This is a genomic window from Enterococcus sp. AZ050, from assembly GCF_051715085.1.
Taxonomy (GTDB): Bacteria; Bacillota; Bacilli; order Lactobacillales; family Enterococcaceae; genus Enterococcus; species Enterococcus faecalis.
Genome location: NZ_JBIOTC010000001.1, coordinates 1407213 through 1433818, shown reverse-complemented (window position 1 = coordinate 1433818; position 26606 = coordinate 1407213). Strand labels below are relative to the sequence as shown.

The following is a 26606-nucleotide window of genomic DNA, read 5'->3' as shown; positions in this document are numbered from 1 at the left end:
GGACAGAAGTCGTTTTGACTTCTGTCCCACTTGCCTTTTACCATTGTTCTTGGATAAACTGTGCAATTTGTTTCCGCGCTTGTCGTCCTTCTGGCAAGTATTGTTTCATTGCGAAAACGTGTTGCATGCCAGGCACCAATCGGCAAGTATCTTGTGGTCGTGGCCCTAATTGTTTTAAAAATTGGTGATAGGAAGGACAAAAAACTTCATGTGTGCCGCCCACGAAAAAAAGTGGCGGAAATTTTTGATAATCAAAGGACAAGCAATTTAAAGAAAGCGTGTCGTGATTGGCCGTGTCGTCAATCTCTTGGGCAATTAATTGTAAATAGTTCATGCCAATCATTTTGTCCTTTTTTTGATAACTTTTGGCAACGGGAATGTCTAAATGTCCATCTAACCAAGGAGAAATTAAAACAGCAGCTTTTGGTAATCGTTCAGGGAAATCGATGGCTAAATTCTGCAATACGTTTAAAACCAATGTACCACCAGCAGAATCACCTAATAAAATAACATCTTCGGGATCATAATGCTGTAAAATTTCTTGATAAGCAGCATAGCAATGATTATAAATATCAGCAAAAGACTTATTTGGTGCTAATGGATACACAGGGATAAAATAATCTGTTGCAAAAGGGAGATCTTCAATTAGTTTATAACTAAAGTCTAATTGGCTATAGGCAAGATTCAATGTAAAGCCCCCACCATGCAGGTACAGTACAGCTTTCTTGGTAGGCGCAATAACGGAGTTTGACATGCGATACATCGTAGGAAATTGAGTCATTTCTTGAAGAGGAAAAAGATGACGTAAATGTTTTGGCAAAGTTACTTGTTCATTTAATGATCGTTGCCAATGATAAAAAGCCTTGGTGACTTTCGGATTTCGTTCAAGTCGAGCAATTTGGGAAAGACGTAAAGAATCTTCAAAAAGACAGGCTTTTAAGGATTTTTGACGAGAACGTGCGTGAAACAAATATGCGCTAGCTAACAACAAACCAATCGATTTCTTTTTCAATTAAGGCCCTCCATTCAGCAAAAAGTAAATCATTTTTTCTACAGTATAACATTTTAAAAGTAGAACAACGAAATTTGTTGAAGGGATGAAAGGACGGTTTAAACGAATGTACGTATTTATTTGTGGTTGCGTAAAGTAAATGATTGTAGTAAATTAAATGAGATTAAGAGGTCCGGTGAATGGGCGCGTTCACGGCAAGGAGAGAAGTAGGATGACAAATAAAAAGGTTACAATTAAAGATGTTGCCAATGACTCAGGTGTCTCCATTACTACCGTTTCACAAATTTTAAACGGGAATGGGGCACGGTTTAGTGGGAAAACGGTCGAAAAAGTATTGGCTGCAAAAGAGCGATTAAACTATCAGCCCGACTATTTTGCGCAACGTATGGTGATGAAAAAAAGTAAGACAATTGGCGTAATCGTACCTGATATTACCAACCCATTTTTCGCGCAATTGATTCGAGGAATTGAAAGTGTTTTATACAAAGAAAATTTTATACTGATGTTATGCAATGCGGACCAAGATGTTACAAGAGAACATGAATATTTAACAGAGTTGATTCGTCGCAGTGTCGATGGTTTTGTGATTGCAAGTTCTGAAATTTCCAATCAAACGATTAATGAAACGCTACGTGCGAAAAAGATTCCGTTTATTGTACTTGACCAAAAAAAAGCAGAAGGCTTTAGCGACGCTGTTTTGACAGACGATTATAGAGGTGGGCAACTAGCAGCAAAGCATTTACAAGAGCAACGACATGAACAGGTCGTCGTGGTAATGCCACCACATGCGCCAGTCAATATTCAGCAACGGTTAAAAGGTTTTTGTTCTGTTTATACGGAAAAGGTCCAGTTGATCGAAACAGAATTATCAAAAACCGGCGGCTACCAAGCTGTCCCCGAAATTTTAAAAACAGAGAGCACCGGAATTTTTGCTATCAATGATGAAATTGCTTTTGGTTTATATCGAGGATTAGCAGAAGCGGGCAAAAAAATTCCTGAGGATTATAGTATTATTGGTTATGACAATGTTGATATGTGCGAGTATGTTTCGCCGCCGCTAACAACAATTGCTCAACCTGTTTTTCAATTGGGGCAAACTACGGCGACTTTATTATTGGAAAGAATCCATCAGCCTGCAAAAGATTGGGAGGAGCAAACCTTGCCGGTTCAACTGATTGAACGATTTTCGACAGCACCCTTGAAATAGCTTTCAAGGTGTGCTATATTTTTGTTGTGGAATTAAAACGTTTTACTAAAACGTTTTAATTAGAATGAAAAAATAAATTTTATTGAGGTGGATGAAAATGAACGCGGTTACAATTATCGGAAGTATCAATTTAGACACAACATTAAGAGTCAAAGAAATGCCAAAACCAGGCGAAACAATTCACGCCATTGAACATTTTACAGCAGGTGGTGGTAAAGGAGCAAACCAAGCAGTTGCAGCGAAACGTTCAGGCGCAAAAACATATTTTATTGGTGCTGTGGGAAATGATGGCGCTGGAGCTATGATGACTGATTTAATGAGTCAAGATGAAATTAATTTAACTGGGGTCACCACTTTAGAGAAAACAGCTACTGGCCAAGCCTTTATTATGGTAGATAACGCTGGTGAAAATAGCATTATGATTTACGCGGGAGCCAATAACGCCTTTACGCCAAAACAAGTCCAGGAACATCAAGAAATTATTGAAAAAAGTGATTTTGTGATTGCCCAATTTGAAAGTGCGATTGATAGTACGATTGCAGCGTTTAAAATTGCTAAAAAAGCAGGCGTCAAAACGATTTTAAATCCCGCACCTGCGTTAGAACAAGTTCCTGAAGAATTACTAAACGTTACAGATATGATTGTACCAAATGAAACAGAAACTGAAATTTTAACAGGCATTAAAATCACAGATGAAGCGAGTATGCGTAAAGCCGCAGAAGCACTTCATCAATTAGGGATTGAAGCAGTAATTATTACAGTAGGTAGTAAAGGCGCCTTTTATGACGTCAATGGACGAAGTGGTATTGTGCCTGCTTTTAAAGTGAAAGCGGTTGATACAACGGCTGCTGGCGATACTTTTATTGGCGCATTAAGTAGTATATTAGAAAAAGATTTTAGCAATTTGGAAGAAGCTATTCGTTATGGAAACAAGGCGTCCTCGTTGACTGTTCAACGTTTTGGAGCCCAACCTTCGATTCCTTATCAACACGAATTGGCAGACAAATAAAAAGGAGCGAGCGACATGAAAAAAACAAAAGTTATTAATTCAGATATTTCCCGCGTCATCGCACAAATGGGTCATTTTGATAAATTAAGTATTGGTGATGCAGGCATGCCAGTGCCTCGGACTACAGAAAAAATTGATTTAGCAGTTACCAATGGCGTCCCTAGTTTTATGGAAGTTTTAAACAATGTCCTTGAGGAATTGGCAGTTCAACGAATTTATTTAGCAGAAGAAATTAAAACAGAAAATCCTGACATGTTGACAGCAATTAAAACTCGTTTACCAGAAACTCCCATCAGTTTTATTCCTCATACAGAAATGAAACAAGAATTAAACAACTGCCATGCCTTTATTCGGACGGGGGAAATGACTCCTTACGCAAATATTTTATTAGAAAGTAACGTTGTCTTTTAAACGAGAGAGGGGAAATAGAGATGAATGCGACTGCATTGTTAATCGGTTTAGGACCGCTTCTAGGTTGGGGGCTTTTCCCAACAATCGCTTCCAAAATTGGTGGTCGTCCAGTGAATCAAATTCTCGGTACCAGTTTAGGAACATTGATTTTTGCCGCTATTTTTTCAATGATTAATGGTTTGGCTTTTCCAGCGGGCATGGATTTATTCTTTTCAATTTTATCTGGTGTCGGTTGGGCCTGTGCGCAAATCATTACGTTTAAATGCTTCACGATGATTGGTTCATCACGTGCCATGCCAGTAACGACCGCGTTCCAACTTTTAGGTGCTTCTCTCTGGGGTGTCTTTTTCTTAGGAAACTGGCCAGGTGCGACAGCCAAATTGTTAGGCGCATTTGCCTTAGTGTTAATCATGATTGGTGCCAAAATGACGGTCTGGTCGGAAACGGAGTCCGCTGAGAGTGCTGGGATTATGAAAAAAGCAGTTCTTCTATTAGCCGTTGGTGAAATCGGCTATTGGGCGTACTCTGCAGCACCCCAAGCGACGGCAATTGATGGCATGCATGCCTTTTTACCACAAGCAATAGGCATGGTAATTGTGGCAGTTATTTACTCAGCAGTTGTCACTATTAAGGGTGGGGAAACATCCCCATTTATAGAAGCTGTTTCTTACAAACAAATTTTTTCAGGCTTTTTCTTCGCCTTTGCAGCGTTAACTTATTTAATTTCAGCGCAGCCAGATATGAACGGCTTGGCAACTGGCTTTATTCTATCCCAAACATCAGTTGTGCTTGCAACGTTGACAGGTATTTGGTTCTTAGGTCAAAAGAAAACAGCCAAGGAAATGACCATAACGATTATCGGCTTAGTTTTGATTTTGGCAGCAGCTACGATCACAGTGATGATTTAAAAAAGTATTCAACGACCTATTATTCAGGGCGTTGAATACTTTTTTTTATTTGTTCTAAAAATAATGCAGCAGCTGTGGAAAGAACCGTATTTTTGCGCCAAATTAAACTAATTTTGGCTGTTAAAGCAGGATATAGCGGGATAAAACGTAAATTTGTTTGCTTTGTTTCTAGAATACCATCAATGCTTAGGGCGCTACCTAGCCCAGCTTCTACCATCAGTGAAGCGTTGTAAAGTAAGTTGTAGGTCCCAACGATTCGGAACTGATCTAGACTTGCTTCGAGCCAATCAGAGAGTTGGCTCGGAACTTGTGCTTGTCGAGAAATAAATAAAGGTTCTTCTTTTAAATCGGCTGCAGTAATAACATTTTTAGTGGCTAAGGGATGGTCCTTTACAGTAATTAAGCCCCATGTATCTACAATTGGTAATGTTAAATAGCTATATTTTTGTTTAGGTGCAGGCTCAATAATTAAACCAAAATCTAATAATCCTTTGTCTAGCCGTTCTATTACATCATCTGCATTCCCACTGTATAAATGAAGGTGAATATCAGCTGAGTGCTGGCTTGTTATTTGTTGTAGTGCATTCGCTAAAAAAGACATAGCTTTTGTTTCGCCGCCACCAATCGTGATTTCGCCATTAATGAATTCATTTTGCGACAAGTTGGTGACTGTTTTATTCGCTAAGCTTAAAATATCTTGCCCTTGTTTAGCTAAATATTCTCCTTCAGGTGTTAGTTGTATTTGTCGATTTCCTCGTATAAATAATGTCACGCCTAATTCTTCCTCTAATTCTTTTAATTGCTTAGATAATGTTGGCTGTGATACATGCAATTGTTTGGCTGCGCCACTAATCGTTTTTTCTTGGACCACTGCTAAGAAATAGTGAATCACTCGTAATTCCATTACTTTCCCTCCTATAACTAAAACGCATACTTATCTATTTATTATAAGTATTAGACAGAGGAGTTGTCACGTATTACGATAAATTTAGCAAAAGGAGGCGATTAGGAATGCTTACAAAAAATCTCCAAGAACTAATTGCAACAGGTAGCATTGATAAAGATGAACCACTATTTCAACTTATTCATCAGATTCAAGAGGAAAATAGTCGCTATTTAATAGAATTAAATCAACAAGCCTATACACATAATGAAGTAAGGAATCTTCTTGCCACGATTATCCAAGACAAAATTGACGAAACCGTTACGATTTTATTGCCTTTTTATACAGATTTCGGACGCAATATACATTTTGGTAAAAATATTTTTATTAATCGGGCAGCTATGTTTGTTGATTTAGGGGGCATTATAATTGAAGACAATGTTTTAATTGGTCCGCGCGTTAATCTCTTAAGTGTCAATCATCCGGAACTGCCAATGAAACGGCGAGGTGTATTGCTAGCACCGATTACCATTAAAAAATTTGCGTGGTTAGGCGCGGGTGTCACTGTTTTACCAGGTATTACGATTGGTGAAAATGCTATCGTAGCAGCTAATGCGACTGTAACTAAAGATGTGCCAGCTAACGCTATTGTTGCAGGAACACCAGCTAAAATTATTCGTTGGATTCAGGAAGATAAGGAGGAAATATAATGAAATCATTATCAGAAAAAGTTATTGTTATCATGGGCGCTTCCAGTGGCATTGGTGAGGCAACAGCCCGTTTACTTGCCAGAAAAGGAGCGAAGTTAGTCATTGCAGCACGTCGACAAGAACGTTTAATTGCTATAAAAAAAGAACTTCCTGAAGCAACGATTCTCGTGCAACAAGCAGATGTAACGAAAGAAGAAGAAGTTCAGCGTGTAATCAAGCTTACAATGGAAAAATATGGACGAATTGATGTTCTTTTTAACAATGCAGGAGTTATGCCAACGGCGCCTCTTATTGAAGCACCAAAAGGAGAATGGCGTCAAATGCTAGATATTAATATTATGGGTGTTTTAAATGGCATTGCGGCAGTTCTTCCAATTATGGTTGAACAAAAATCAGGGCAGATTATTGCTACTGATTCTGTGGCAGGACATGTCGTTTATCCAGATTCGGCTGTCTACTGTGGAACAAAGTTTGCTGTTCGAGCAATTATGGAAGGATTGCGACAAGAACAAAGAGAGAATAACATTAAATCAACGATTATTTCACCAGGTGCTGTACAAACAGAACTTTATCAAACAATTTCTAATCGAGTAGTAGCTGAAACGTTACATCTAGAACAGTTAAGTTGGGGCTTAAAGGCGGAAGACATTGCGCAAGCAGTGGTCTTTGCCATAGACACGCCAGATCGTATGTCAATCAGTGAAATGGTTGTTCGCCCGACCACACAAACGATTTAATTTAAAAAGTATTCCTAGAAAGGAATACTTTTTTTAATCGTGATTGTTCGTTTTTTACAGAATTTAGAATTTGATATTTACTTATTTGTTGGTTTATTATATGATTAAACACGTTGTTTCATTAATAGTGTTGCTAATTCCAGTTAGAAACCTTTATTTATAAGGATTCTAACTTTTTTATTTCCTCTGAATTAGTAAAGGTCTGTGCTTTTGTCTGTGCATTGTTAAAATCCGACAAATTGAGCAAATTTATCCGCAGTTTTTTCTTTTTCTTCTGGCATAACATGCGAGTAGATACGATCAGTAATTGAAGTGCTAGTATGTCCTAATCGTTCTGCAACTTCTTTAATTGGTACGCCTGATTGAAGAAGTAAACTTGCGTGTGTATGTCTAAAATGATGTGGTGTGATTTTAGGTAAATCATATTTTTTTATTAAACAGTTTAGCCATATATTAACTACGTTTGGAGCAAGCAATTCGTTATGTTTACTCGTGAAAATGTATTGTTCCTTGCTAGATGTATTAAAACCCATTTGAAAATAGTCGCTCTTTTGGATTGTACGCCATTTAGCCATGATTTTAAGTGTTTCATTGTCTAAGCTGATAGAACGTGTACTAGAAGCTGTTTTAGGCGTTTGAATGAGTATATTATTAAATTCATCTTTCGCTACGGTCTTGCCTATATACACGGTCTTATTTGTAGTATCTAGGTCTTTCCATTGCAAAGCTAAAATTTCACTTTTACGGCAACCAGTAAAGGCTAACAGTCTAAAAAAGGCTAGCTGTTTAAAATTACCATATTGTTTTAGACAATCAAAAAAATGATTCAATTCGTCTTTAGTATAATATTCCAATTTTGTTTCTTCCTCTTTTCGCTTAGGAAGGATTGTTTTTCGCATAGGATTGCTGTTCATTAGCTCCATGGATTCACCATAGCGCATAATTTGAGCAGTGAGTTTTCTATAGAATGAGTATTGCTTGTGTCCTTGATTAAACCATTTATTAACCAAGTCCTGGCATTGTATAACTGTTATCTCATCAAGTTTACAGTCGCCGAGATAAGGCAATATGTGCTTTTCAGCAAAACGCTTATTCACAGCGACTGATGAGGGTTTAATAGTTAATCGTTGCTGTGCTAACCATTTCTCGTAAAGTTGCTTAAACGTCAAAACAGAAGGCTTGTTATTCAACCCATTTTCTTCTATATCTTTCAGAATTTCAGCAAGCGCAATTTGTGCTTGTTTTTTTGTTTTAAATCCTTGTCGCTTACGATAAACGTTTTTACCAGTTTTGGGATGACGTCCTACATAAGCATTAAACATATAGGCGGTTGTACCGTCTTTTTTTGTATATTTGTTAATTTGTGTCATTGTTTTCCTCCTATCTACCACCACGCCAATAGTATGTAGATGTTAGGGGAGAGGGATGTTATAACGAATCTAATTTTTTTATAAAAAACTGATTAAGTTGTTTGTTAATTTCTAAGCTAGTTTCAAGATATTTATTTGTAATTTCACTTTGACTTAGTTTAGCGCCGTCATTATCTTTGAAAAAGTCTGTATAATTTATATTTTTTAATACTTCACTAATACTAGTTAGAATAATAATAGAGCTATAGTCGCCATCGTTAAACCTTGAAAACCAAAAAAGTTGATTCAGATTATCCGTAAGTTGATTAACTTGACTGGCATACCACTCATTGTTTTCTGTCAATAGCTGAGAAACAAATTCATTTATATTTTCAATAGATTGTCTATGCTGCTCAGATATATCATCTTTATTTACTTTAATATATCTAGATTTAGACTTTTCGGTACTAAGACCCATTAAATAAGTAACTGGCACATTGAAATAGTCTGCTAGCTTCTCCCATATCTCTATTCTGGGTGAGCGTTCTCCTCGTTCGTAATTACTCAAGGATGTTTTAGGAATATCTACAGCTTTGCTCAAATCTCCCAAAGATAGGCCGAAAGTTTCTCTTAAAAATTTTAACCTGTTTTGCAATTATAGCGCCTCCTTCATTTATAGTGCATTATACACGAATTGGGTACTTTTTTCAATTTCTTTCTCGAAAACGGAACAAAAGTGTTGACTTCCTTTTTCGGGTACGGTATATTTTAGTTGTTCTCGAAAACGGAACGTAAGAGAGAGGTGAGAATATGTTTGAACTAGATTTAGAGATGATAGCCAAGCTACGAGAACGCCGAGCAAGAAAAAATATCACTTTAGAAAAGGCATCTCAAGAAATTGGTATCTCAAGAAGAACGCTAGGACAGATTGAAAATGAAAAAATCTTGTCTGTGCGAAAAACAGTCTATAAAAAATTAGTTGACTGGCTGGTAAATGAAAAAATTTATAAGGAGGGTTAACCAATGGAACAAGTCGAAACATCTCCAGTAGTCATTAAAGTTTCCCACACGCTTGATAAAAATCAATTGAATGAAATCAGTAAGCAGGTGTACGAGACAACATTAGAGGCGATAGAACGAGCTAGAAAAGATAGCGAGTTAGACAATGACCTCATCTATACGAGAGTAGGTGTAAGGCGGTTTTTAAACAACTGTTCCGAAGCTTATTTAGATGAATTGATAGCAAAAGGACTACCAACAGGGAAAACACTGTCAGAGCGTAAACAGGTTTTTTCAAAAAAAGCAATAACTGCTTGGCTTCTCGAAAATGAATAATAAAAAACCATCACGCCAATAGAAGAGAAGCCGAGATAAGCACATATTTTAGCCAATTGTCAGTCGCAAATGTTTTTTAATTTATAGGAGGCAAATTATTATGAACGAAAATGCAAAAGAGTTAGTAAATAAATTATTAGAGTTTGAACCTGATACATCTTTAGGCTCAATTAAACAAGAGATTGGTCAGTTAGCGGATGCAGTATTATTTCAAGAGCAACCGACAGTAAAATCTGTGTTACAAGAATTGTATAAATTGAATCAAGCGGAAGAAATCATGACAGAAGGTAAGCCAATCGCTTTGGGAGATTATCAGAATTTAATTTATCAGTATATTGAGCAATTGAGTGATCTATTAGGCATTGAATTGGAGGATTAGAAAATGGAAGAGTTAGTATTTTTACATTCGCAATACATTGAGGAAGAACCATATACCACCAGTAAGATTATTGCCGAATATGCAGAAATCGAACACAGAGCAGTGCGACAATTAATTAGAACTTATGAAAAGGATCTAAATGAATTTGGAAAAACGACATTTGAAATGTCGAAAATAAATAAAGGTCGAGGAAGAAAGCAGGAAATTTATCACCTAAATGAGGAACAAGCGACCTTACTTATCACCTATCTAGATAATACCGAACCAGTTCGACGATTTAAGAAAGCGCTAGTGCGACAGTTCTATGACATGAAGAACGAGCTTTATGCTAGACGTATGGAACGGCAAAAAGAAAAAAGTGTGCGTAAGTCAATGACAGATGTCATCAAGGAGTTGGAGCTTTCCCCGCATTACTACAAACACTATACAGATTTGGTTTATAAAACAGCATTAGGATTTAACGCTAAGCAATTAAGAGAAGCTCGTGAGGTAAGTAAAAAGTCAACGATATTATATTTTTTAACGTCAGAAGAAATAGAAGCGGTGTACAAACGAGAGCAACAAGTAGCTACATTGCTTACTCTCAAAATGGATTATGACACGATTAAGAGCATTTTAAGTGGTCAAGGTGTTTTATATCAAACAACACTTAAAATGCCAGCCAAAACAAATTAAGGAGCAAATACAATGAATAGAGAAAAGAAAAAAGCCTTTACTCGAAATAGTCTTGGCGGACAGAGTAAAAGGCAGTAACGTAGGGAACTTCCCTATAATTCTTTTCTCTAATTATAACAAATATTGGAGGAAAACACAAAATGAAAAATTTGAATGAGATTGCTTTTAAAATGAATGATTTACAAGCACCGATGAAAGTGATGGTTAATTATCTAGATTGTATCATGCTCCAAGTAGGCGAAGCTAAAAATAATCGAGACAGGGAGTTAGCATTGTATAGTTTAGTCAATACTCACGGAATCGAAAATCTGATGCAAACTTTAGGAATGCTTAGTGATCAAGTGGAAGAGTTAGCTAGCCTTATTTTAGATTACGCTAATGAGGAAGAAGGAACAGATGATGAATAAATATAAAAATTTAATGATTTTATGCCTTTTAATAGGCGGATTTTTCGGCTTATTACCATTAATCGCAAAATTGACTATTTTTACAGGTTTAGCGGTGTATTTATATATGGCTTATGACGAACATGCTTATCAAATGGAAAACGGAGGGCGCAAATAATGAGTAAAGCGATAGAAAAACAAATGATGACGTTAGAAGAACAACTTGGCGAGAGATGTGCACAAGTCATACAAAAAACATTCCAATATGCGATATTAGCAACGGTAGAAGAACGACTAATATTGGTTAAGCAGTTGCGTAGACATGCAAAGTATCAGCCAAGCGATGCTGTGCGATCTATTCTGCTAGAAATATCAGAACTTATTGAAAAAATGGAAAGTAATTAGGTATAGAGGATGTGAGTAAAAATTGAGTATCTATGTAAGTAAGGGATTTGGTAAAAAAATGAAGGTGGTAGAAGGAGTTTCCTCTTTTGACTATCTTATGGAATACGTACCCGAAAGAGTAACTCTAGGAGAACACGCTACAAAAGAATCAATAGAACCATTTAAGCGAAAAGCGAGTTATTTTCTTGCGGGTGATCTGATAGGGAAGCGCTCAAACGATAATCTATTAAGAAAAGAGTTAGTCGCTATTGACTATGACGAACTAGAGGATAGAGATTTAGAAAATTTTATAAAAAAGATTGCTGAATCCCTAAAAGGAATTAGTTATATTCTCTATCCTACGATAAAAAATAACGTTTCAGATTTTGGCCTAAGGTATCGGTTAGTAATAGATACTGACAGAAGCTATACAAAAGAGGAAAACGATTGCCTTTGGCAAAATATCGTAAATCAAATTGGTATGAAAGCTGATTTAGCGAGTAAAACATATTCACAAATAGCAGGGCTACCTATATTAAATGAATTTTCATCAGAAACACTTATTGTTCGTCAACAAGCGAATCCTTTGAAGGTAGATGAGTATTTAGATGTATCAGAAGAACAACAAACCTACAAAGAAGAAAAGACTGTTCGCAAGGAGTTAACCAAGGAAGTAGCAATTAAAATGGTAGAGGCTTATGTCGAAAATGTAGGAGAAAAATTACTGGACCGTGCTTATTATTTGAACCCTTATATGAATATTAAATACGCTTTTGAAACAGGAGAGATAGATTTTGATACTGTTCAAGAATGTCTAACTCGTTTAGCTTTAGGTAATAGCGATTGGGCAACGCATAATATTGAACATTTTAAGCATGATACCTCGCCCGTCAAGAACGGAACGCCATTTGTGGATTTTTTCGGTTGGGCATATAGCGATCCTTATGAAGAATTTGAGGGAATAGAATTAGGAGAGACACAAGTCCTTTATTCTGGAAAAGAGTTAAAGTTTGCATTGGCTGAAAGAAGGAAAAAAGAACTGAAAAAGCTTAAAAGAAGCTGGGAAAAAAGTGGAGGAAGAGGTAAACCACCAACTTCTCTATCTACGCTACAGTGTGGTCAAATACTTCAAGAATATATTGAGTTTTGCTTATTTGATATGGAAGAAAATACTCGTCTAGCTATGTATCAGCCAAAAGAAGGTATTTATACACAAAATGAAACACAAATAAAACGAGTGATTGGGTGGCTTGAACCGAAACACAATGCTAGAGCGGTAAATGATGTTATTTTTCATATTTGGAAAGAAGCTAAAATAAAGCCTAAAACGGTCTCAAGATATCTTATACCAGTGAAAAACGGGGTATTTAATCTTAAAACGAAACAACTAGAACCGTTTACGCCTAATTATGTATTTACATCAAAAATTGCAACAGCATATGTAGAAAATCCGCCATTACCTAAATTTAATGAGTGGGATGTAGAGAGCTGGTTGAACGAAATTGCTTGCGGAGATGCACAAATAACTACTTTGTTATGGCAGGTAATAAGTGATGCGATTAACGGGAACTATTCAAGGAAAAAATCAATCTGGCTTATGGGTGATGGATCAAACGGAAAAGGAACGTATCAACAGTTATTATATAACCTAATTGGTCCACAGAATATCGCAACGTTAAAAATAAATCAGTTTAGTGAGCGTTTTAAACTCGCTTTATTAGTAGAAAAAGTGGCAGTTATTGGGGATGATGTAGGAGCAGGGATTTACATTGATGATAGTTCGGAATTTAATAGTGTAGTGACTAATGAGACTATACTAATTGAAGTTAAAAACAGAATGCCCTATAGCGCTCGAATGTATGTGACTGTTATTCAGTCTACCAATGAGATGCCTAAAATTCGTAATAAATCTAACGGAACGTATCGTCGTTTGCTTATTGTACCTTTTAACGCTTCATTTGAAGGTGCTAAAGATGATTGGAGAATAAAAGAAGAGTATATCAACCGAAAAGAAGTGCTCGAATACGTTTTGCATAAAGCGGTAAATATGGATTTTGAACGTTTTATAGTACCTGATGTTTCTAAAAAACTTTTAGAAGAATATAAACAAGAAAATGACCCTCTAGTTGATTTTAGAGAAACAGTGTTCAAGCCTTTAGGAATAAACAAAATCCCTTTTTATATGGTTTACTCTCAATATAAAGAGTTTTGCAATGAAAATAATTTTAAACCGTTGAGTAAAATTAAATTTTCTAAACAGTTCACATATTTATTAGGGAATAGTTGGATAAATAAAAATACAAAATATAGCGTGAATGAGATAGAAAAAATAAAAGCATTGGGGGATTTTTTCAACTATGAAGAACCACCAGAAAATGGAATAGTCTACAAATCTTTAGTAAGAAACGATTTAAAGCTGATAAGTTAAATTACCGATTTAAAAATAAATTGGTAACCGAGCAAATCCCTTGGGAGAGTAAGAGAGAAGAGAAATTCATAAAAAAATGGTTATCAATTCAAAATAAATTGGTAACCACTTCTACCCCTTGGGAGAGTAAGAGTTTAGCGTTTTGGTTATCAGTTACTAATTTTATCTATTGAAATTCGTAAATAAAGTTTTAATAAAAGTTTGAGGAATAGTAAAAAGAATTGATAACCAATAACCAAATAGTTCTATCCTTACTCCCCCAATGCTTTGAGCGGTTATCAATTTTTTGTGGAATTGATAACCAAACAAAAAAAAAGATAAAGAAAAGAGGAAATTTTATGCTTATATTATCTACAGAAAAAGAACCAAATTTTGAATATGAAGAAATTACAAGAAGTTTTTTATCCAATATGCTGGCTTTTACACGAGGACATTTTACTGGAGATATTTCACATTTTTCCCCTATCGTTTTAGCGGAAATGGAAAAAGACCCTAATTGGTTAGAAGAAGCTGCAGGAGGCATGCAAGGAGTGATTGTACAGTCTTTATTAGAAGATGAAAATTTTTCGAGTGTCGAACAGCTTAAAGGAGAATTAGCGCGATTGATTCGGCTTTATTTTGCCTTAGCAAAAGATAATCTTACTGAGAATCAGGAGAGCTTGTACGTAGATCTTTTTGATAAATTTACCTTTCTTTTGTTATGTTCGGATGAGTTTATAACGTATCTTGATAGTCAACCCAAATTTTAAATACTACAAAATACTACAAATTGTACATTATAAGACAAGGAGAGTAGCGATTATGAAAGTTAAAATTTTTCAAAGAGGAAATATCAACAAGTTAGAGCGTGAATTAAACGATTTTTTAGAGGAGAACCCGTATATTGAAATCAAACACATTAAACAGACTGGAGAAAGCTACGGAGATTCTGAGGAGATTACGTCAGTTACAACTATTTCTATTTGGTATGAGGAGGAATAATAGTCATGATTAGAGAGAAAAAACCAGCAGGCACAAAACATGCATTAAATGTGCAGTCTAAAGACCGTAGATCTTCCAAAGGGAACAATGCTAAAGAGTTTGAAAAACGACGATTATCGAAGAAACTTAGAAAGTTGAAGAAGAAATAACAGAAAAAAGCTTCTATTTCTTCCGCCCTAAAAAAGAACCTGACTAAACTTGACTTTTTTCTTATATAGATATTGAGAACCTCACAAAACCAGACATTAAATCTTATATAGATATTGAGAACCTTATAAAACCTAATTTAAAATCTTATATAGGGAATTAAAGTATTTGAGAAAAATGTGTTAAATTACAGGAGGCTAAGCTACTATGGATAAAGTATACATTGATAATAATAAAAAAACGGAAGTGGTAGAATTGCCACAATATGGAGAAGTTAAACTCATTGTGAAAGATGGTAAAGTAGTAAAGTATGATACAATTACTTCTCATGTTTTACCTAAAAAATAGCAGTCTACAACTACCCACACAGATAAAAAAATGGTATAATAACGATAGTTAAATATCTGTATCTTACTAGGAAGAACCAGAGGATATGAGACAGCTTACTCTTAATTGAGTAGCGGTCTTGTGTCCTCTTTTTGTTTGTACATCAGACACCTAAAAAGTCGGCACTTTCGGCATTCTAAAAAAGAAATTTCTATTAAGTTTTAAGAAAGAGAGGCACGTTATCAATGGATCCATTTGATGAAATTGTTATAAAAAACTACCTCTCATTTCCGTTGGTATTGCAAAAGTTGCTTTCAATAAAAAAGTTAAGGCGTATTGAATTTTTTAGTCAGAATATGACAACGCACATTGTGTTCGATGGGTCGGAAATGATTACAAAAGGCTTCCGACCAGATAAAGAAGTGGAAAAACTTTTGTTAAAGCTAGAGCTAATAGATAAACGAATTAAACGAACAACCTTTCGTCAAAAACATTTTAAGCGCTTTTGGGTTACTCTTAAGCCTTTAGAGCAACAATTGCTCATTAGGCGATTCAAGTATAAAGAAGAGGTTGATTGCCCTCAAAGGCTTATAGAGAGCGTACTAGATGAGATTGAAGAGATAGAAACAGCTATTTGTTTTATGGAAAATATAGAATTAGAAGAAGAGAGCGAACTTTCCGATGACGTAGAGGAAAACCTAGAGAGGATGTGTGACTTTTTTGCTTTATGATTATGTTAGCCCGTCGTATCATCTTACACGCTGGCAATACTACGAAAAAGCACGATATGAGTTAAAAGGGGTAGAACTTGAAAGTGCAAAAATATTTTTCAACGGGCTAAAGAACCTTTCCGAATCAGATAAAAAGATATTAATTGATGTTTATTATCGCTCAAAAGACTATTATAAATTTAACCGACAAACAGGACTATATCAGTCTGTCAGACCAATTTCTGACGATGCAATAGCAGAACAATACGGAATTACCAAAAAAGAAGTAACGAAAGTAAGACGGCAAGCGATAGAGCATTTAGCGGAAGAAATGCGGAAAATTATATTAGCCATAAGTACAGCCTTTCATTTGAAGATAGGTAAAGACTTATATCTAGTTAGGCTTATAAATGAAGGAACATACAAAGAACAGTTTGTTTTAGGGAATAAAAGCGAAGCCAAAGTGTTTAGTGCAGAGAAGGAAGATACAATTAGAAAATTTATACAGCTAGGTTTTGAGAGAGAACCAGCATAGAAAAAGAAAGAGGGTTTATGAAATGACTAAAAGAAAAAAAGAATCAGCATCCTTAAGTAATCAGGAAAAAAATGAACGTGATCAGGCGTTGACTAAATGGTGGGAGAGATATATGGGGCTAACGGAAAGTAAAGAAAAAACAGAAGAGCAGAAAAAAATTGTGCATGAAGCGAAAAAAAGAAAAGATATGAAAGTAGAAGATTTAGCGATTCGTTTAGTTAAAGTTGCAAAAGAGGCACCAAAAATTCATGAAGAGTATAAAGAAAAAATGGCTGATTTAGAAAATAGCTATATTAATGAAGCGCTAAACGAAAAAATTATTGAGGTACAAAAAGAGGAAAATGCTAAATTTACTCAACTTTTAGAGGGATGGGAAGAAGAAGTACGATATATGGCAGAAGTTTTACGATCTCGTGTAGAAGAAGCGTACACAGTACCAATTACTTCTGAAATCATGATTCAGCTAGAAGCGTTAAGTCAAGTTAAATTAAGTGAATCAGAATTTAGATTATATTTTGAACGTTATCAAGGGATTCCTTTAGCTATGAAAATGTTAGCAGAAATTGCAAACAAACAAGGAATTAAAACAAAAGTATTCACGCTAGACGATTATATGAAGCAAGTGAAGCTTTTAGTACGTGAATTTGATGGAATCATTCAAAATATTAGAAATCGTAATTTTATCGGCGTGGCTATTGGTAAAAATCTTATTTTAGAGAAGTGTGTAAGCTTTAATCGTTACATGGATAGTTTAGTCACACCAAAATGTTCAGAAATTAAAGTCGGCAACTTAAGAAGTGATTATTTTGAAAATAACTATAAAGGAGATCCCGATTTTGAGAAAAAAGTAAAAGATTTAAGCGATTTAATTGATCAAGAAGCGCTCGCAGATACAATTATGAATAAACTTTATAGCAATAAATAAATGAAAGTGAGAGATATAAAACATGAAAACAGGTACGGTAAAATGGTTTGATACTAAAAAAGGATTTGGCTTTATTATTGACGAGAACGCGACGGATATTTTTGTCCATTACACAGCAATTCAAACCGAAGGATATAAAACGCTAGAAGAAGGGCAAACAGTTCAGTTTGAAGTAGCAGAGGAAAAAAGAGGACCACAAGCCTATAATGTGGTAGTGGTTAAATAATAACTGATGTATGAGCTCATCTAACCAGATGGGCTTTTTTTTGTATATCTTGTTAAATATAATTGTTTATAATAAGTCAGATAACTAAAAAAGCTCAAGCCAAAAATGACTTGAGCTGACACAGAAAAGAATAGGATTGACACTATAAAAATAGTATAGCACAAACGCTTAGTTCTTAGTATAATATCCATGTAGAAAAGTAAAAAGGTGGTGGCAATCCAAAGTCTAGGAGGTGGTGCTTATGAAGGTAAGTATCAAATCTAGAGAAAGGAGAGCCTGATTTGTCAACTTATGAAGCTTTAAGTCTGATGATTGCATTTGCAATGTTAGTCTTAGCTATCAAAGATGACAATAACAAAAAATAAACCATCTTTTACTTTGGCGAGTAAGATGGTTTAAAAAATAAATTATCCAAAAGCCACCGTCTTTTTAACGGTTCTACATTGGGGCGTGTTCGTAGCACGTCCTTTTTCTAAATTCATTATATCATGAAACCAAATAAATTCAATTGGGAAGAGTTAAAGTATTTCATTAGGTTTAGAAAAGAATTGGTGAATATTGCTAAGAATTGCTAAGATTAAATCTTATAATAGGATATGATGGGGTATAAAATTTTTATAATACCTTTATGCGTTAGCGTTAGTAGAATTTGCTGAGTTGTGTCGTTATGAAAATTTGTTAACATAAATCGTAACGCAACTTAAACTTGTTTTTATCTTAAAAAAGATATAAAATTATTTATCATAATTAATTGGAGTGCGATATGCAAAAAGTATATTTTTATTTTGATGATTCAGGAGTATTACATAAGAACGCTCCTAATCGCTATTTTGTTTATGCAGGCTTATTTTTTTTAGATAATAATTCAAAAGATCAATTTAAAAGAAAATATTTTAGTATCAATAAGAAAATTAAAAAGCATTTAGAGTTTAAAGGGGAATTAAAAGCATGTTTTATTGAAAATCCTAAGCATAAAGCCTCTTTATTCAGAACTATGAAATATGAAAATACTATGGGATTAACAGTTGATGTACAAAGAGTTTATTCTAGTATTCTTAGTAGTAAGAAGTCCATTCATAGATACAAAGATTATGTGTTAAAAAGGTTGGTTAAAGAAGAATTAAAATATCATATTCGTCTCGGAAATTTGGATCCATCAGAAGATATACAGATTAATATATGTGTGGATGAACAAGCTACTGCAACAGATGGTTTTTATAGCTTAAAAGATTCTATTTTTGAGGAACTTAAAAAGGGTATTGTTAATTTTGATTATGGGAAATTTCATGAGCCACTTTTTACTGGTAAAGTTAAAGTAAATGTAAGTTACTGTAATTCTGCGAATAACTATTTGATTCAAGCTAGTGATATTTTAGCTAATAGATTATGGACTTCATTTATCAAAGAAAACAAAGAATTAAGGGAAATTCCTAATCATAGATGTTTAAGATTGCCGTAAGAAAGTAGAATTGTAATTTTACTGTTGACACTAGAGAAATAAAACAATATACTTAAGTTACAGATAGGTATCATACCTAGACTGATTACATGATGAAACTGATACTAAGTATTAAGCGTAGTCTAAATACGCCAGCCGTCATGGGACCTGCTACAGGTCTTTTTTTTATGTAAAAAACATCTATCAGCGTGGTGGTTTTGTCTGTGCAAAGGTCTGTGCCTGTAGTCAAAACTATGTGTATTTAATAGAATAGGCTAGTTTGCAAAGTCCCATTATATCAAGTAAAATGGAACTATTCGTGCTTAATAATATTCGCTCAACTAAGCACGTTGTTTCATTAATAAATTGAATATTTTACGAACATTGTAAAATATTTAGATTTTAGGAGGACGGAACATGAAAGAAAAAATAAGTTCATATTTTGAACTTGAACAATTGAATACGAATATGAAACGAGAAATGTTAGCTGGTTTCACCACATTTATCTCAATGGCGTATATTTTGTTCGTTAATCCAACCGTACTTGGTGCTTCTGGCATGGACGAAGGCGCTGTTTTTACTGCCACCGCTTTAGCGAGTGCCTTAGGTTGTATTTTAATGGGTGTGTTGGCGAAATATCCGATTGCGACAGCACCAGCTTTAGGAATTAATGCATTCTTTGCTTATTCAGTCTCTGTTGGTATGGGGATTCCTTGGCAAACGACATTAGCAGGCGTTTTTGTGGCTTCATTGATATTTATTTTAATTACAATTTTTAAATTACGCGAGCTAATTATTGATGCAATTCCTGCAGACTTGAAATTTGCCATTTCAGGTGGGATCGGGTTGTTTATTGCTTTTCTTGGTTTAAGCCAAGGTGGCTTAATTGTGGCTAATGATGCGACACTCGTTGGCTTAGGACCTTTGAATGTTGGTTCAACGTGGGTTACCATTGTCGGCTTAGTCGTAACTGCAATTTTGTTAGTTCGTCGAGTACCGGGTGGTATTTTTATTGGGATGGCGATTTCAACGATTGTTGGTTTAGCGACAGGCGTTATTCCAATGCCTGATAAGATTATTTCAAGCGCGCCAAGTTTAGAACCAACATTTTTAGTGGCGTTAGGACATGTGAAAGATATCAATACGATTCAAATGTGGGTCGTGGTTTTAACGTTCCTATTAGTAACATTCTTTGATACCGCTGGTACGTTGGTGGGCTTAGCCAATCAAGCAGGTTTTATGAAGGACAATAAAATGCCGCGTGTGGGGAAAGCTTTAGCCGCTGATTCAACAGCGATGTTAGCTGGTTCTCTATTAGGGACATCGCCAGTTGGCGCATATGTCGAATCATCTGCGGGGATTGCTGTGGGTGGTCGTTCAGGAATCACAGCTATTACAACTGGGATTTTATTTATTTTCAGTTTGCTATTTTCTCCTTTGTTAGCAGTTGTCACTTCGCAAGTTACAGCACCAGCGTTGATTATTGTTGGTGTTTTGATGGCACAATCCTTAAGCAAAATTAAATGGAACGAGATGGAAATTGCGATTCCTTCCTTCTTAATCTTGTTAGGAATGCCATTGACATACAGCATTTCAGATGGGATTGCCTTAGGCTTTATCTTCTATCCAATTACAATGATTGCGGCAAAACGTGGGAAAGAAGTTTCGCCAATTATGTATGGCTTGTTCTTTGTTTTTGTCGGATTCATGTGGATCCTGAATGCGCAATAAGCAAGAGAGAAAGTTATCAAATAGTTGATTCATAAGACAATGAACTTATGAATCAACTATTTTTTTCGACTAAGCACTAGAAAAACGCCCCTTATTTGATGTATAATTTGCAAAGACATTGACCTGTGAAGATACAGGAACAGAGAGGAATTAATTGAGTGAAGTATACAGAAATTATGGTTCGCTATGGCGAATTATCAACTAAAGGAAAAAATCGTAAAACGTTTATCATGCAGTTAGCACAAAATGTGAAACGTGCGTTAGCTGATTTTCCAGCATTGAAAATCCATGCAGATCGAGACAGAATGCATATTTTATTAAATGGGGAAGATAGTGAAGAAGTGATTCCGAAACTAAGTAAAGTGTTTGGGATTCAAAATTTTTCGCCAAGTATTCGTATTGAAAAAGAAATGCCAGCGATTCGTGCAATGGTTCAAGAGGTTGTTCGGGAAGTTTATACGCCAGGTAAGACGTTCAAAATTACTGCTAAACGCTCGGACCATTCATTTGAACTTGATTCAAATGGCTTGAATCAAGAATTAGGTGGGGCTGTTATTGAAGCCATTCCGGAAATTCGAGTACAAATGAAAAAGCCTGATATTAACTTAAGAATTGAAATTCGTAAAGATGCGGCGTATTTATCTTATGAAACGATTCGTGGTGCGGGTGGATTGCCAGTGGGCACCAGTGGTCGTGGTATGTTGATGTTGTCAGGAGGCATTGATTCACCAGTTGCAGGTTATTTAGCTATGAAACGTGGCGTGGAAGTGGAAGCTGTCCATTTTGCTAGTCCACCTTATACAAGTGAACAAGCGTTACAAAAGGCTAAAGATTTAGCTGAAAAATTAGTCCCTTATGTAGGAACTATTCAATTTATTGAAGTGCCCTTTACAGAAATTCAAGAAGAAATAAAACGAGTTGTTCCCCAAGGCTACTTAATGACCATAACACGACGTTTAATGTTACGCTTAACAGATGCAATTCGTGAAATGCGGAAAGGTTTAGTCATTATTAATGGTGAATCGTTAGGACAAGTGGCTTCGCAAACACTTCAAAGTATGGTAGCAATTAATGAGGTTACCTCAACACCGATAATTCGACCCGTTGTTTCAATGGATAAGACAGAAATTATCGAAATTGCCGAAAAAATTGACACGTTTGAATTAGCCATCCAACCCTTCGAAGATTGTTGTACAATTTTTGCGCCACCGCAACCGAAAACACGACCTCGCTTGGATAAAGCGCAAGATTATGAAGCGCGCTTAGACTTGGAAGGTTTAATGGCTCGGGCCTTAGAAGGACTCAAAATTACAGAGATTTCAGCAGAAACAGCGAAAGATAAACAAGAAGACGAATTTGCAGATTTCCTATAAGAAATAAATACAGTGACGGTCGCTTAGACGTCACTGTATTTATTTTGTACTTATTTCACAAACAAGTTGCTCGGAGAGGGGAACCGTGATAAACTGAATATGTGAAGTAGGTAACAAGGAGGACAGAGGATGGAGAAAAAAATGCCTAAAGCAACGGCAAAACGTTTGCCGGTTTATTTACGTTATTTAAAAATGTTAGGGGATTCTGGTGTTAAACGCATTAAATCACGAGAGTTTAGTGAAATGATCCAGATTCCTTCTGCAACGATTCGGCGTGATTTTTCCCACGTTGGTGAACTGGGCCGAAGCGGTTATGGTTACGATGTGCCGTATTTAATTGAGGTATTTAGTAATATTTTAAATACGCAAGAAGAAAAAAGAATTGCTCTGATTGGTTGTGGCAATTTAGGCAAGGCATTATTAAAAAATAATTTTAGACGCAACGAGAATTTGAATATTGTCTGTGCTTTTGATAATGATTCAGCTTTAGTTGGCACCACGATTAATGGGTTATTAGTTCATGATATGTCTGAGTTAGAAGCATTCGTTCGACAAGAAGGGGTCACGGTAGCTATTTCTACAGTACCAAGTCACCATGCCCAAAAAGCCATCGACAAAATTGTACAAGCTGGTGTGACTGCGATTTTAAATTTTGCGCCAGACCGTGTCAGTGTGCCAGCCAACGTTAGTGTGCAATATATTGATTTAACAACGGAACTGCAAACACTGATTTATTTTAATGAAACTTTTTCACTAGCAAATAGCCCAAAGCAATAAAATTGTCTTCATAAAAATCCTCTACTATACTTATTATTGAAAGTGGAAAAGGAGGATTTCAGAATGAATGTTACAAGAAAAGGGCACGTATTAGAATTGACAGGTGAACAGCCCGAAGTTGGCACAAAAGCCCCCGTCTTTTCTTTGAAAAATTTAAACAACCAAGAAATCAACTTGGCAGATTATAAAGGTAAAACGGTTTTAATTAGTGTGGTTCCTGATATCGACACACGTGTTTGTTCACTGCAAACGAAACGTTTCAATCAAGAAGCGGCGAAATTAGACGGTGTTCAGATTATCACGATTTCTAATAATACAGTCGAAGAACAAGCAAATTGGTGTGCCGCTGAGGGTGTCGAAATGGAAATGCTTCATGATACTGAAGACTCATTTGGTGGAGCTTATGGTTTGTATATTCCAGAAATGGGCCGTTTAGCACGTGCTATTTTTGTGATTGACCCAGAAGGAACGTTAGTTTATGAAGAAATCGTCTCAGAAGTTTCGTCGGAACCCGATTATCAACAAGCGTTAGAAGCTGCAAAAAAAGTGTAATCCCTCTAGATTACAAATTGACTTTGCTTGCGCTTCATTGTAGAATGAAGCAAAGACAGCGAACAAGAGGAGTATCATTGGCGTCGTTTTAGAGAAAAAGTCGTTCAGGTGCAAGACTTTTACACAACCAGTGAGAAGGTAGCTTGTGAGTCAATGGTTTGAACACAGTACGTTAGTAGAACGATTCGTTTCGTGAACGTTATCTCACGAATGAGTGGCATTTGAATGAATTCAATTCAAATGCAATTTAGGTGGTACCGCGTAAATAAGATGAATCTACGCCCTAAAATACGAAAGTATTTTAGGGCGTATTTTAGTGTTTAGCCCAAAAAACTCATTTGTAAAATAATTACCGCTCCAAATCGCGTATTTTAAGAAAGAAGGGGAAAAAATGTCAGAAGAAAAAAACTTACCAACGAAATATCAACCGACAGAAATCGAAGCTGGCCGTTATCAAAAATGGCTAGATCAAGATTTATTTAAACCAAGTGGCGACAAAAAAGCGAAGCCCTATTCAATTGTTATTCCACCACCTAATGTAACAGGGAAGCTACACTTAGGGCATGCTTGGGATACAACATTACAAGATATGATTATCCGCCAAAAAAGAATGCAAGGCTTTGATACGTTATGGCTGCCAGGAATGGACCATGCCGGAATTGCCACGCAAGCAAAAGTAGAAGAGAAACTAGCACAACAAGGAATTTCACGTTACGACTTAGGTCGTGAAAAATTTGTTGATCAAGTGTGGGAATGGAAAGAAGAATATGCTTCTCACATTCGTGAACAGTGGGCAAAAATGGGCCTTTCTTTAGATTACAGCCGTGAACGTTTTACTTTAGATGAAGGGCTATCTGAGGCCGTTCGTAAAGTGTTTGTCTCTCTTTACGAGAAAGATTTGATTTACCGTGGTGAATATATCATTAACTGGGATCCGAAAGCGAAAACAGCATTGTCTGATATCGAAGTAATCCATAAAGATATTGAAGGAGCTTTTTACCATATGAGCTACCCATTATCAGATGGTTCTGGCGTTGTTGAAATTGCGACAACGCGTCCTGAAACAATGTTGGGAGATACGGCGATTGCGGTCCATCCAGAAGATGAACGGTATCAAGAACTTATTGGTAAGACAGTTGTCTTGCCATTAGTGGATAAAGAAATTCCAATTATTGCAGATGACTATGTAGATATGGAATTTGGAACAGGGGTTGTAAAAATCACACCTGCCCATGATCCAAATGACTTTGAAGTCGGTAATCGTCATGACTTACCTCGAGTAAATGTTATGAACGAAGACGGCACGATGAATGAACTGGCTGGAAAATACGAAGGAATGGATCGTTTTGCCGCACGTAAAGCGATTGTCTCTGACTTGAAAGAACTAGGTCGCTTAATTAAGATCGAAACAATGAATCACAGCGTGGGTCATTCAGAACGAACAGGTGTTGTCGTGGAACCACGTTTATCGACCCAATGGTTTGTAAAAATGGGCCCATTAGCTGAAAAAGCAATGAAAAATCAAGAAACAGAAGACGCTGTTGAATTTTATCCACCACGCTTCAATCAAACATTTTTACGTTGGATGGAAAATGTACATGATTGGGTTATTTCGCGACAATTATGGTGGGGCCATCAAATTCCTGCTTGGTATCACAAAGAAACGGGCGAGATGTATGTTGGGATGGAAGAGCCAGCCGACAGTGAAAACTGGGTTCAAGATAGTGACGTCTTAGATACATGGTTTAGTTCTGCATTATGGCCATTTTCAACGATGGGTTGGCCAGATGAAGCAAGCGAAGATTATCAACGTTACTTCCCAACAAGCACATTAGTTACTGGCTATGACATCATCTTCTTCTGGGTAAGTCGTATGATTTTCCAAAGCTTAGAGTTTACAGGTGAACGTCCCTTCCAAAATGTCTTAATTCACGGCTTAATTCGTGATGAGCAAGGACGCAAAATGAGTAAATCATTGGGGAATGGGATTGATCCAATGGATGTCATCGAAAAATATGGCGCAGATGCATTGCGTTGGTTCTTATCAAATGGTTCAGCTCCAGGTCAAGATGTTCGTTTTAGTTATGAAAAAATGGATGCTTCTTGGAACTTTATCAATAAGATCTGGAATGCAAGTCGCTTCGTTATCATGAATGTAGAAGGTATGACTGCTGCAGATATTGACTTTAGTGGTGAAAAGACTGTCGCTGATCGTTGGATTTTAACGCGCTTAAACGAAACGGTCGCCCGTGTGACAGAATTATTTGATCGTTTTGAATTCGGTGAAGCAGGTCGCCAATTATACAACTTCATCTGGGATGATTTCTGTGATTGGTATATTGAAATGAGTAAAGAGATTCTTTACGGAGACAATGAAGTAGCTAAACAAACAACACGGAGCATCTTGGTGTACACATTGGATCAAATCTTACGTTTATTGCATCCAATTATGCCGTTTGTAACAGAAGAAATTTGGGAAAAAATTCCGCATCAAGGTGAGTCATTGGTTGTGGCAGAGTACCCAGTTGTTCATGAAGAATTTAACGATGAAGCAGCAGCTCGAGGAATGGAAGTTCTGAAAGAAGTTATTCGTTCGGTTCGGAATATTCGAGCAGAAGTGAATACACCACTTTCTAAACCAATTACCTTGTTAATTAAAACAAACGATACAGAAGTAGAAGAATTTTTAACAGCTAATACTAGCTATTTAGAACGCTTCTGTAACCCAGAGGAATTAGTCATCAGTCGTGAAATAGAAGCGCCAGAATTAGCCATGTCCGCTGTTTTAACAGGCGCAGAACTATTCCTACCATTAGCTGGTTTGATTAATATTGAAGAAGAAATTGCTCGCTTAGAAAAAGAATTAGACAAATGGACAAAAGAAGTCAAACGTGTGCAAGGCAAACTTTCAAATGAACGTTTTGTGTCAAACGCACCAGATGAGGTCGTGGAAGCAGAACGTGCAAAAGAAAAGGACTACCTTGAAAAACAAGAGGCTGTCAAAGAACGGATTGCCCAATTACGTTCAATCTAAAATAGAAAAGACAACAAAACCAAACGTTGGTTTTGTT

33 protein-coding genes and 1 other annotated feature are annotated in these 26606 nt (G+C 36.1%); of the genes, 29 read left to right on the top strand and 4 right to left on the bottom strand.

The window, feature by feature from the left end; genetic code table 11:
• Positions 1–37: 37 nt before the first annotated feature.
• Entirely contained in the window at positions 38–1012 is a 975-nt protein-coding gene (locus IGJ04_RS07015) for an alpha/beta hydrolase (RefSeq protein ID WP_438840074.1), read from the bottom strand.
• Positions 1013–1223: 211 nt separating this feature from the next.
• Between IGJ04_RS07015 and rbsR the strand changes: the two genes are divergently transcribed.
• The 4 genes from rbsR (at position 1224) to rbsU (ending at position 4547) form a co-directional block, all read left to right on the top strand.
• A complete protein-coding gene (gene rbsR / locus IGJ04_RS07010) occupies positions 1224–2219 on the top strand; it encodes a ribose utilization transcriptional repressor RbsR (protein WP_002359151.1) in 996 nt (331 codons plus the stop codon).
• A gap of 91 nt (positions 2220–2310) precedes the next feature.
• Positions 2311–3228 carry a ribokinase gene (gene rbsK / locus IGJ04_RS07005; protein WP_438840073.1) on the top strand — a complete coding sequence of 306 codons (918 nt, stop codon included), beginning with the start codon at positions 2311–2313 and terminating at the stop codon, positions 3226–3228.
• A 15-nt stretch (positions 3229–3243) separates the two neighbouring features.
• Positions 3244–3639, top strand: a complete 396-nt coding sequence (rbsD, locus tag IGJ04_RS07000) for a D-ribose pyranase (RefSeq protein ID WP_002355102.1) — start codon at positions 3244–3246, stop codon at positions 3637–3639.
• Between the two features lie 20 nt (positions 3640–3659).
• Entirely contained in the window at positions 3660–4547 is an 888-nt protein-coding gene (gene rbsU / locus IGJ04_RS06995) for a ribose/proton symporter RbsU (protein ID WP_025194038.1), read from the top strand.
• 19 nt (positions 4548–4566) lie between these two features.
• Here the strand turns inward: rbsU and IGJ04_RS06990 are convergent, their stop codons facing one another.
• On the bottom strand, positions 4567–5451 hold the full coding sequence (locus tag IGJ04_RS06990) for a LysR family transcriptional regulator (protein WP_002365269.1): 885 nt from the start codon (positions 5449–5451) through the stop codon (positions 4567–4569).
• 107 nt (positions 5452–5558) lie between these two features.
• Between IGJ04_RS06990 and IGJ04_RS06985 the strand changes: the two genes are divergently transcribed.
• On the top strand, positions 5559–6140 hold the full coding sequence (locus IGJ04_RS06985) for a DapH/DapD/GlmU-related protein (protein WP_002355105.1): 582 nt from the start codon (positions 5559–5561) through the stop codon (positions 6138–6140).
• The gene (locus IGJ04_RS06980; protein WP_002359155.1) at positions 6140–6877 is read left to right on the top strand and encodes an SDR family oxidoreductase; all 738 of its coding nucleotides are present in this window, start codon (positions 6140–6142) and stop codon (positions 6875–6877) included. Before IGJ04_RS06985 ends, IGJ04_RS06980 begins: the two co-directional genes overlap by 1 nt.
• Positions 6878–7101: 224 nt before the next feature.
• On the opposite strand, the gene IGJ04_RS06975 is transcribed toward IGJ04_RS06980, so the two are convergent.
• The gene (locus tag IGJ04_RS06975) at positions 7102–8247 is read right to left on the bottom strand and encodes a tyrosine-type recombinase/integrase (RefSeq protein WP_438840072.1); all 1146 of its coding nucleotides are present in this window, start codon (positions 8245–8247) and stop codon (positions 7102–7104) included.
• A 58-nt stretch (positions 8248–8305) separates the two neighbouring features.
• Complete coding sequence (locus IGJ04_RS06970; protein ID WP_115354576.1) at positions 8306–8881, bottom strand: helix-turn-helix domain-containing protein; 576 nt, start codon at positions 8879–8881, stop codon at positions 8306–8308.
• 155 nt (positions 8882–9036) lie between these two features.
• Between IGJ04_RS06970 and IGJ04_RS06965 the strand changes: the two genes are divergently transcribed.
• The 23 genes from IGJ04_RS06965 to IGJ04_RS06855 all read left to right on the top strand — a co-directional run bounded on the left by IGJ04_RS06965 (position 9037) and on the right by IGJ04_RS06855 (position 26569).
• A complete protein-coding gene (locus IGJ04_RS06965; RefSeq protein WP_101731979.1) occupies positions 9037–9246 on the top strand; it encodes a helix-turn-helix domain-containing protein in 210 nt (69 codons plus the stop codon).
• Positions 9247–9249: 3 nt separating this feature from the next.
• Positions 9250–9561: a hypothetical protein gene (locus IGJ04_RS06960; protein WP_438840071.1), complete on the top strand. Its 312-nt coding sequence runs from the start codon at positions 9250–9252 to the stop codon at positions 9559–9561.
• Positions 9562–9661: 100 nt separating this feature from the next.
• Positions 9662–9940 carry a hypothetical protein gene (locus IGJ04_RS06955; RefSeq protein WP_438840070.1) on the top strand — a complete coding sequence of 93 codons (279 nt, stop codon included), beginning with the start codon at positions 9662–9664 and terminating at the stop codon, positions 9938–9940.
• 3 nt (positions 9941–9943) lie between these two features.
• Positions 9944–10615 carry a Rha family transcriptional regulator gene (locus IGJ04_RS06950; RefSeq protein ID WP_438840069.1) on the top strand — a complete coding sequence of 224 codons (672 nt, stop codon included), beginning with the start codon at positions 9944–9946 and terminating at the stop codon, positions 10613–10615.
• 140 nt (positions 10616–10755) lie between these two features.
• Positions 10756–11022, top strand: coding sequence for a hypothetical protein (locus IGJ04_RS06945; protein WP_438840068.1), 267 nt, complete (start codon positions 10756–10758; stop codon positions 11020–11022).
• Positions 11012–11179 (top strand): hypothetical protein, encoded by a 168-nt coding sequence (locus IGJ04_RS06940; RefSeq protein ID WP_438840067.1) that lies wholly within the window; start codon positions 11012–11014, stop codon positions 11177–11179. Before IGJ04_RS06945 ends, IGJ04_RS06940 begins: the two co-directional genes overlap by 11 nt.
• Positions 11179–11406: a hypothetical protein gene (locus IGJ04_RS06935; RefSeq protein ID WP_438840066.1), complete on the top strand. Its 228-nt coding sequence runs from the start codon at positions 11179–11181 to the stop codon at positions 11404–11406. The genes IGJ04_RS06940 and IGJ04_RS06935 overlap by 1 nt, the downstream gene beginning before the upstream one ends.
• 22 nt (positions 11407–11428) lie before the next feature.
• Complete coding sequence (locus tag IGJ04_RS06930; RefSeq protein WP_438840065.1) at positions 11429–13813, top strand: phage/plasmid primase, P4 family; 2385 nt, start codon at positions 11429–11431, stop codon at positions 13811–13813.
• 221 nt (positions 13814–14034) lie between these two features.
• Positions 14035–14562, top strand: coding sequence for a DUF3206 domain-containing protein (locus IGJ04_RS06925; protein ID WP_438840064.1), 528 nt, complete (start codon positions 14035–14037; stop codon positions 14560–14562).
• Positions 14563–14614: 52 nt separating this feature from the next.
• Positions 14615–14794 (top strand): hypothetical protein, encoded by a 180-nt coding sequence (locus tag IGJ04_RS06920; RefSeq protein ID WP_192411269.1) that lies wholly within the window; start codon positions 14615–14617, stop codon positions 14792–14794.
• A gap of 5 nt (positions 14795–14799) precedes the next feature.
• A complete protein-coding gene (locus tag IGJ04_RS06915) occupies positions 14800–14943 on the top strand; it encodes a hypothetical protein (RefSeq protein ID WP_372372922.1) in 144 nt (47 codons plus the stop codon).
• Positions 14944–15148: 205 nt separating this feature from the next.
• Entirely contained in the window at positions 15149–15289 is a 141-nt protein-coding gene (locus IGJ04_RS06910) for a hypothetical protein (protein ID WP_192411271.1), read from the top strand.
• A 224-nt stretch (positions 15290–15513) separates the two neighbouring features.
• Positions 15514–15999, top strand: a complete 486-nt coding sequence (locus tag IGJ04_RS06905; protein WP_438840063.1) for a hypothetical protein — start codon at positions 15514–15516, stop codon at positions 15997–15999.
• Positions 15980–16513 carry a hypothetical protein gene (locus IGJ04_RS06900; RefSeq protein ID WP_438840062.1) on the top strand — a complete coding sequence of 178 codons (534 nt, stop codon included), beginning with the start codon at positions 15980–15982 and terminating at the stop codon, positions 16511–16513. Before IGJ04_RS06905 ends, IGJ04_RS06900 begins: the two co-directional genes overlap by 20 nt.
• A 22-nt stretch (positions 16514–16535) precedes the next feature.
• On the top strand, positions 16536–17438 hold the full coding sequence (locus tag IGJ04_RS06895; RefSeq protein WP_372372915.1) for a hypothetical protein: 903 nt from the start codon (positions 16536–16538) through the stop codon (positions 17436–17438).
• A gap of 22 nt (positions 17439–17460) precedes the next feature.
• A complete protein-coding gene (locus tag IGJ04_RS06890; RefSeq protein ID WP_192411274.1) occupies positions 17461–17664 on the top strand; it encodes a cold-shock protein in 204 nt (67 codons plus the stop codon).
• 308 nt (positions 17665–17972) lie between these two features.
• Positions 17973–18029: a hypothetical protein gene (locus tag IGJ04_RS06885; protein WP_229065712.1), complete on the top strand. Its 57-nt coding sequence runs from the start codon at positions 17973–17975 to the stop codon at positions 18027–18029.
• Positions 18030–18427: 398 nt separating this feature from the next.
• Positions 18428–19123, top strand: coding sequence for a DUF3800 domain-containing protein (locus IGJ04_RS06880; protein ID WP_438840061.1), 696 nt, complete (start codon positions 18428–18430; stop codon positions 19121–19123).
• A gap of 396 nt (positions 19124–19519) precedes the next feature.
• Positions 19520–20833, top strand: coding sequence for an NCS2 family permease (locus tag IGJ04_RS06875; protein ID WP_002355107.1), 1314 nt, complete (start codon positions 19520–19522; stop codon positions 20831–20833).
• Positions 20834–20991: 158 nt separating this feature from the next.
• Positions 20992–22206, top strand: a complete 1215-nt coding sequence (thiI, locus tag IGJ04_RS06870) for a tRNA uracil 4-sulfurtransferase ThiI (RefSeq protein ID WP_010707108.1) — start codon at positions 20992–20994, stop codon at positions 22204–22206.
• Between the two features lie 129 nt (positions 22207–22335).
• Positions 22336–22983, top strand: a complete 648-nt coding sequence (locus tag IGJ04_RS06865) for a redox-sensing transcriptional repressor Rex (protein ID WP_002365189.1) — start codon at positions 22336–22338, stop codon at positions 22981–22983.
• Between the two features lie 63 nt (positions 22984–23046).
• Positions 23047–23535, top strand: a complete 489-nt coding sequence (gene tpx, locus IGJ04_RS06860) for a thiol peroxidase (protein ID WP_438840060.1) — start codon at positions 23047–23049, stop codon at positions 23533–23535.
• A 49-nt stretch (positions 23536–23584) separates the two neighbouring features.
• Positions 23585–23824, top strand: a binding site (T-box leader).
• 102 nt (positions 23825–23926) lie between these two features.
• Positions 23927–26569: a valine--tRNA ligase gene (locus IGJ04_RS06855; protein WP_078122470.1), complete on the top strand. Its 2643-nt coding sequence runs from the start codon at positions 23927–23929 to the stop codon at positions 26567–26569.
• Positions 26570–26606: the final 37 nt, after the last annotated feature.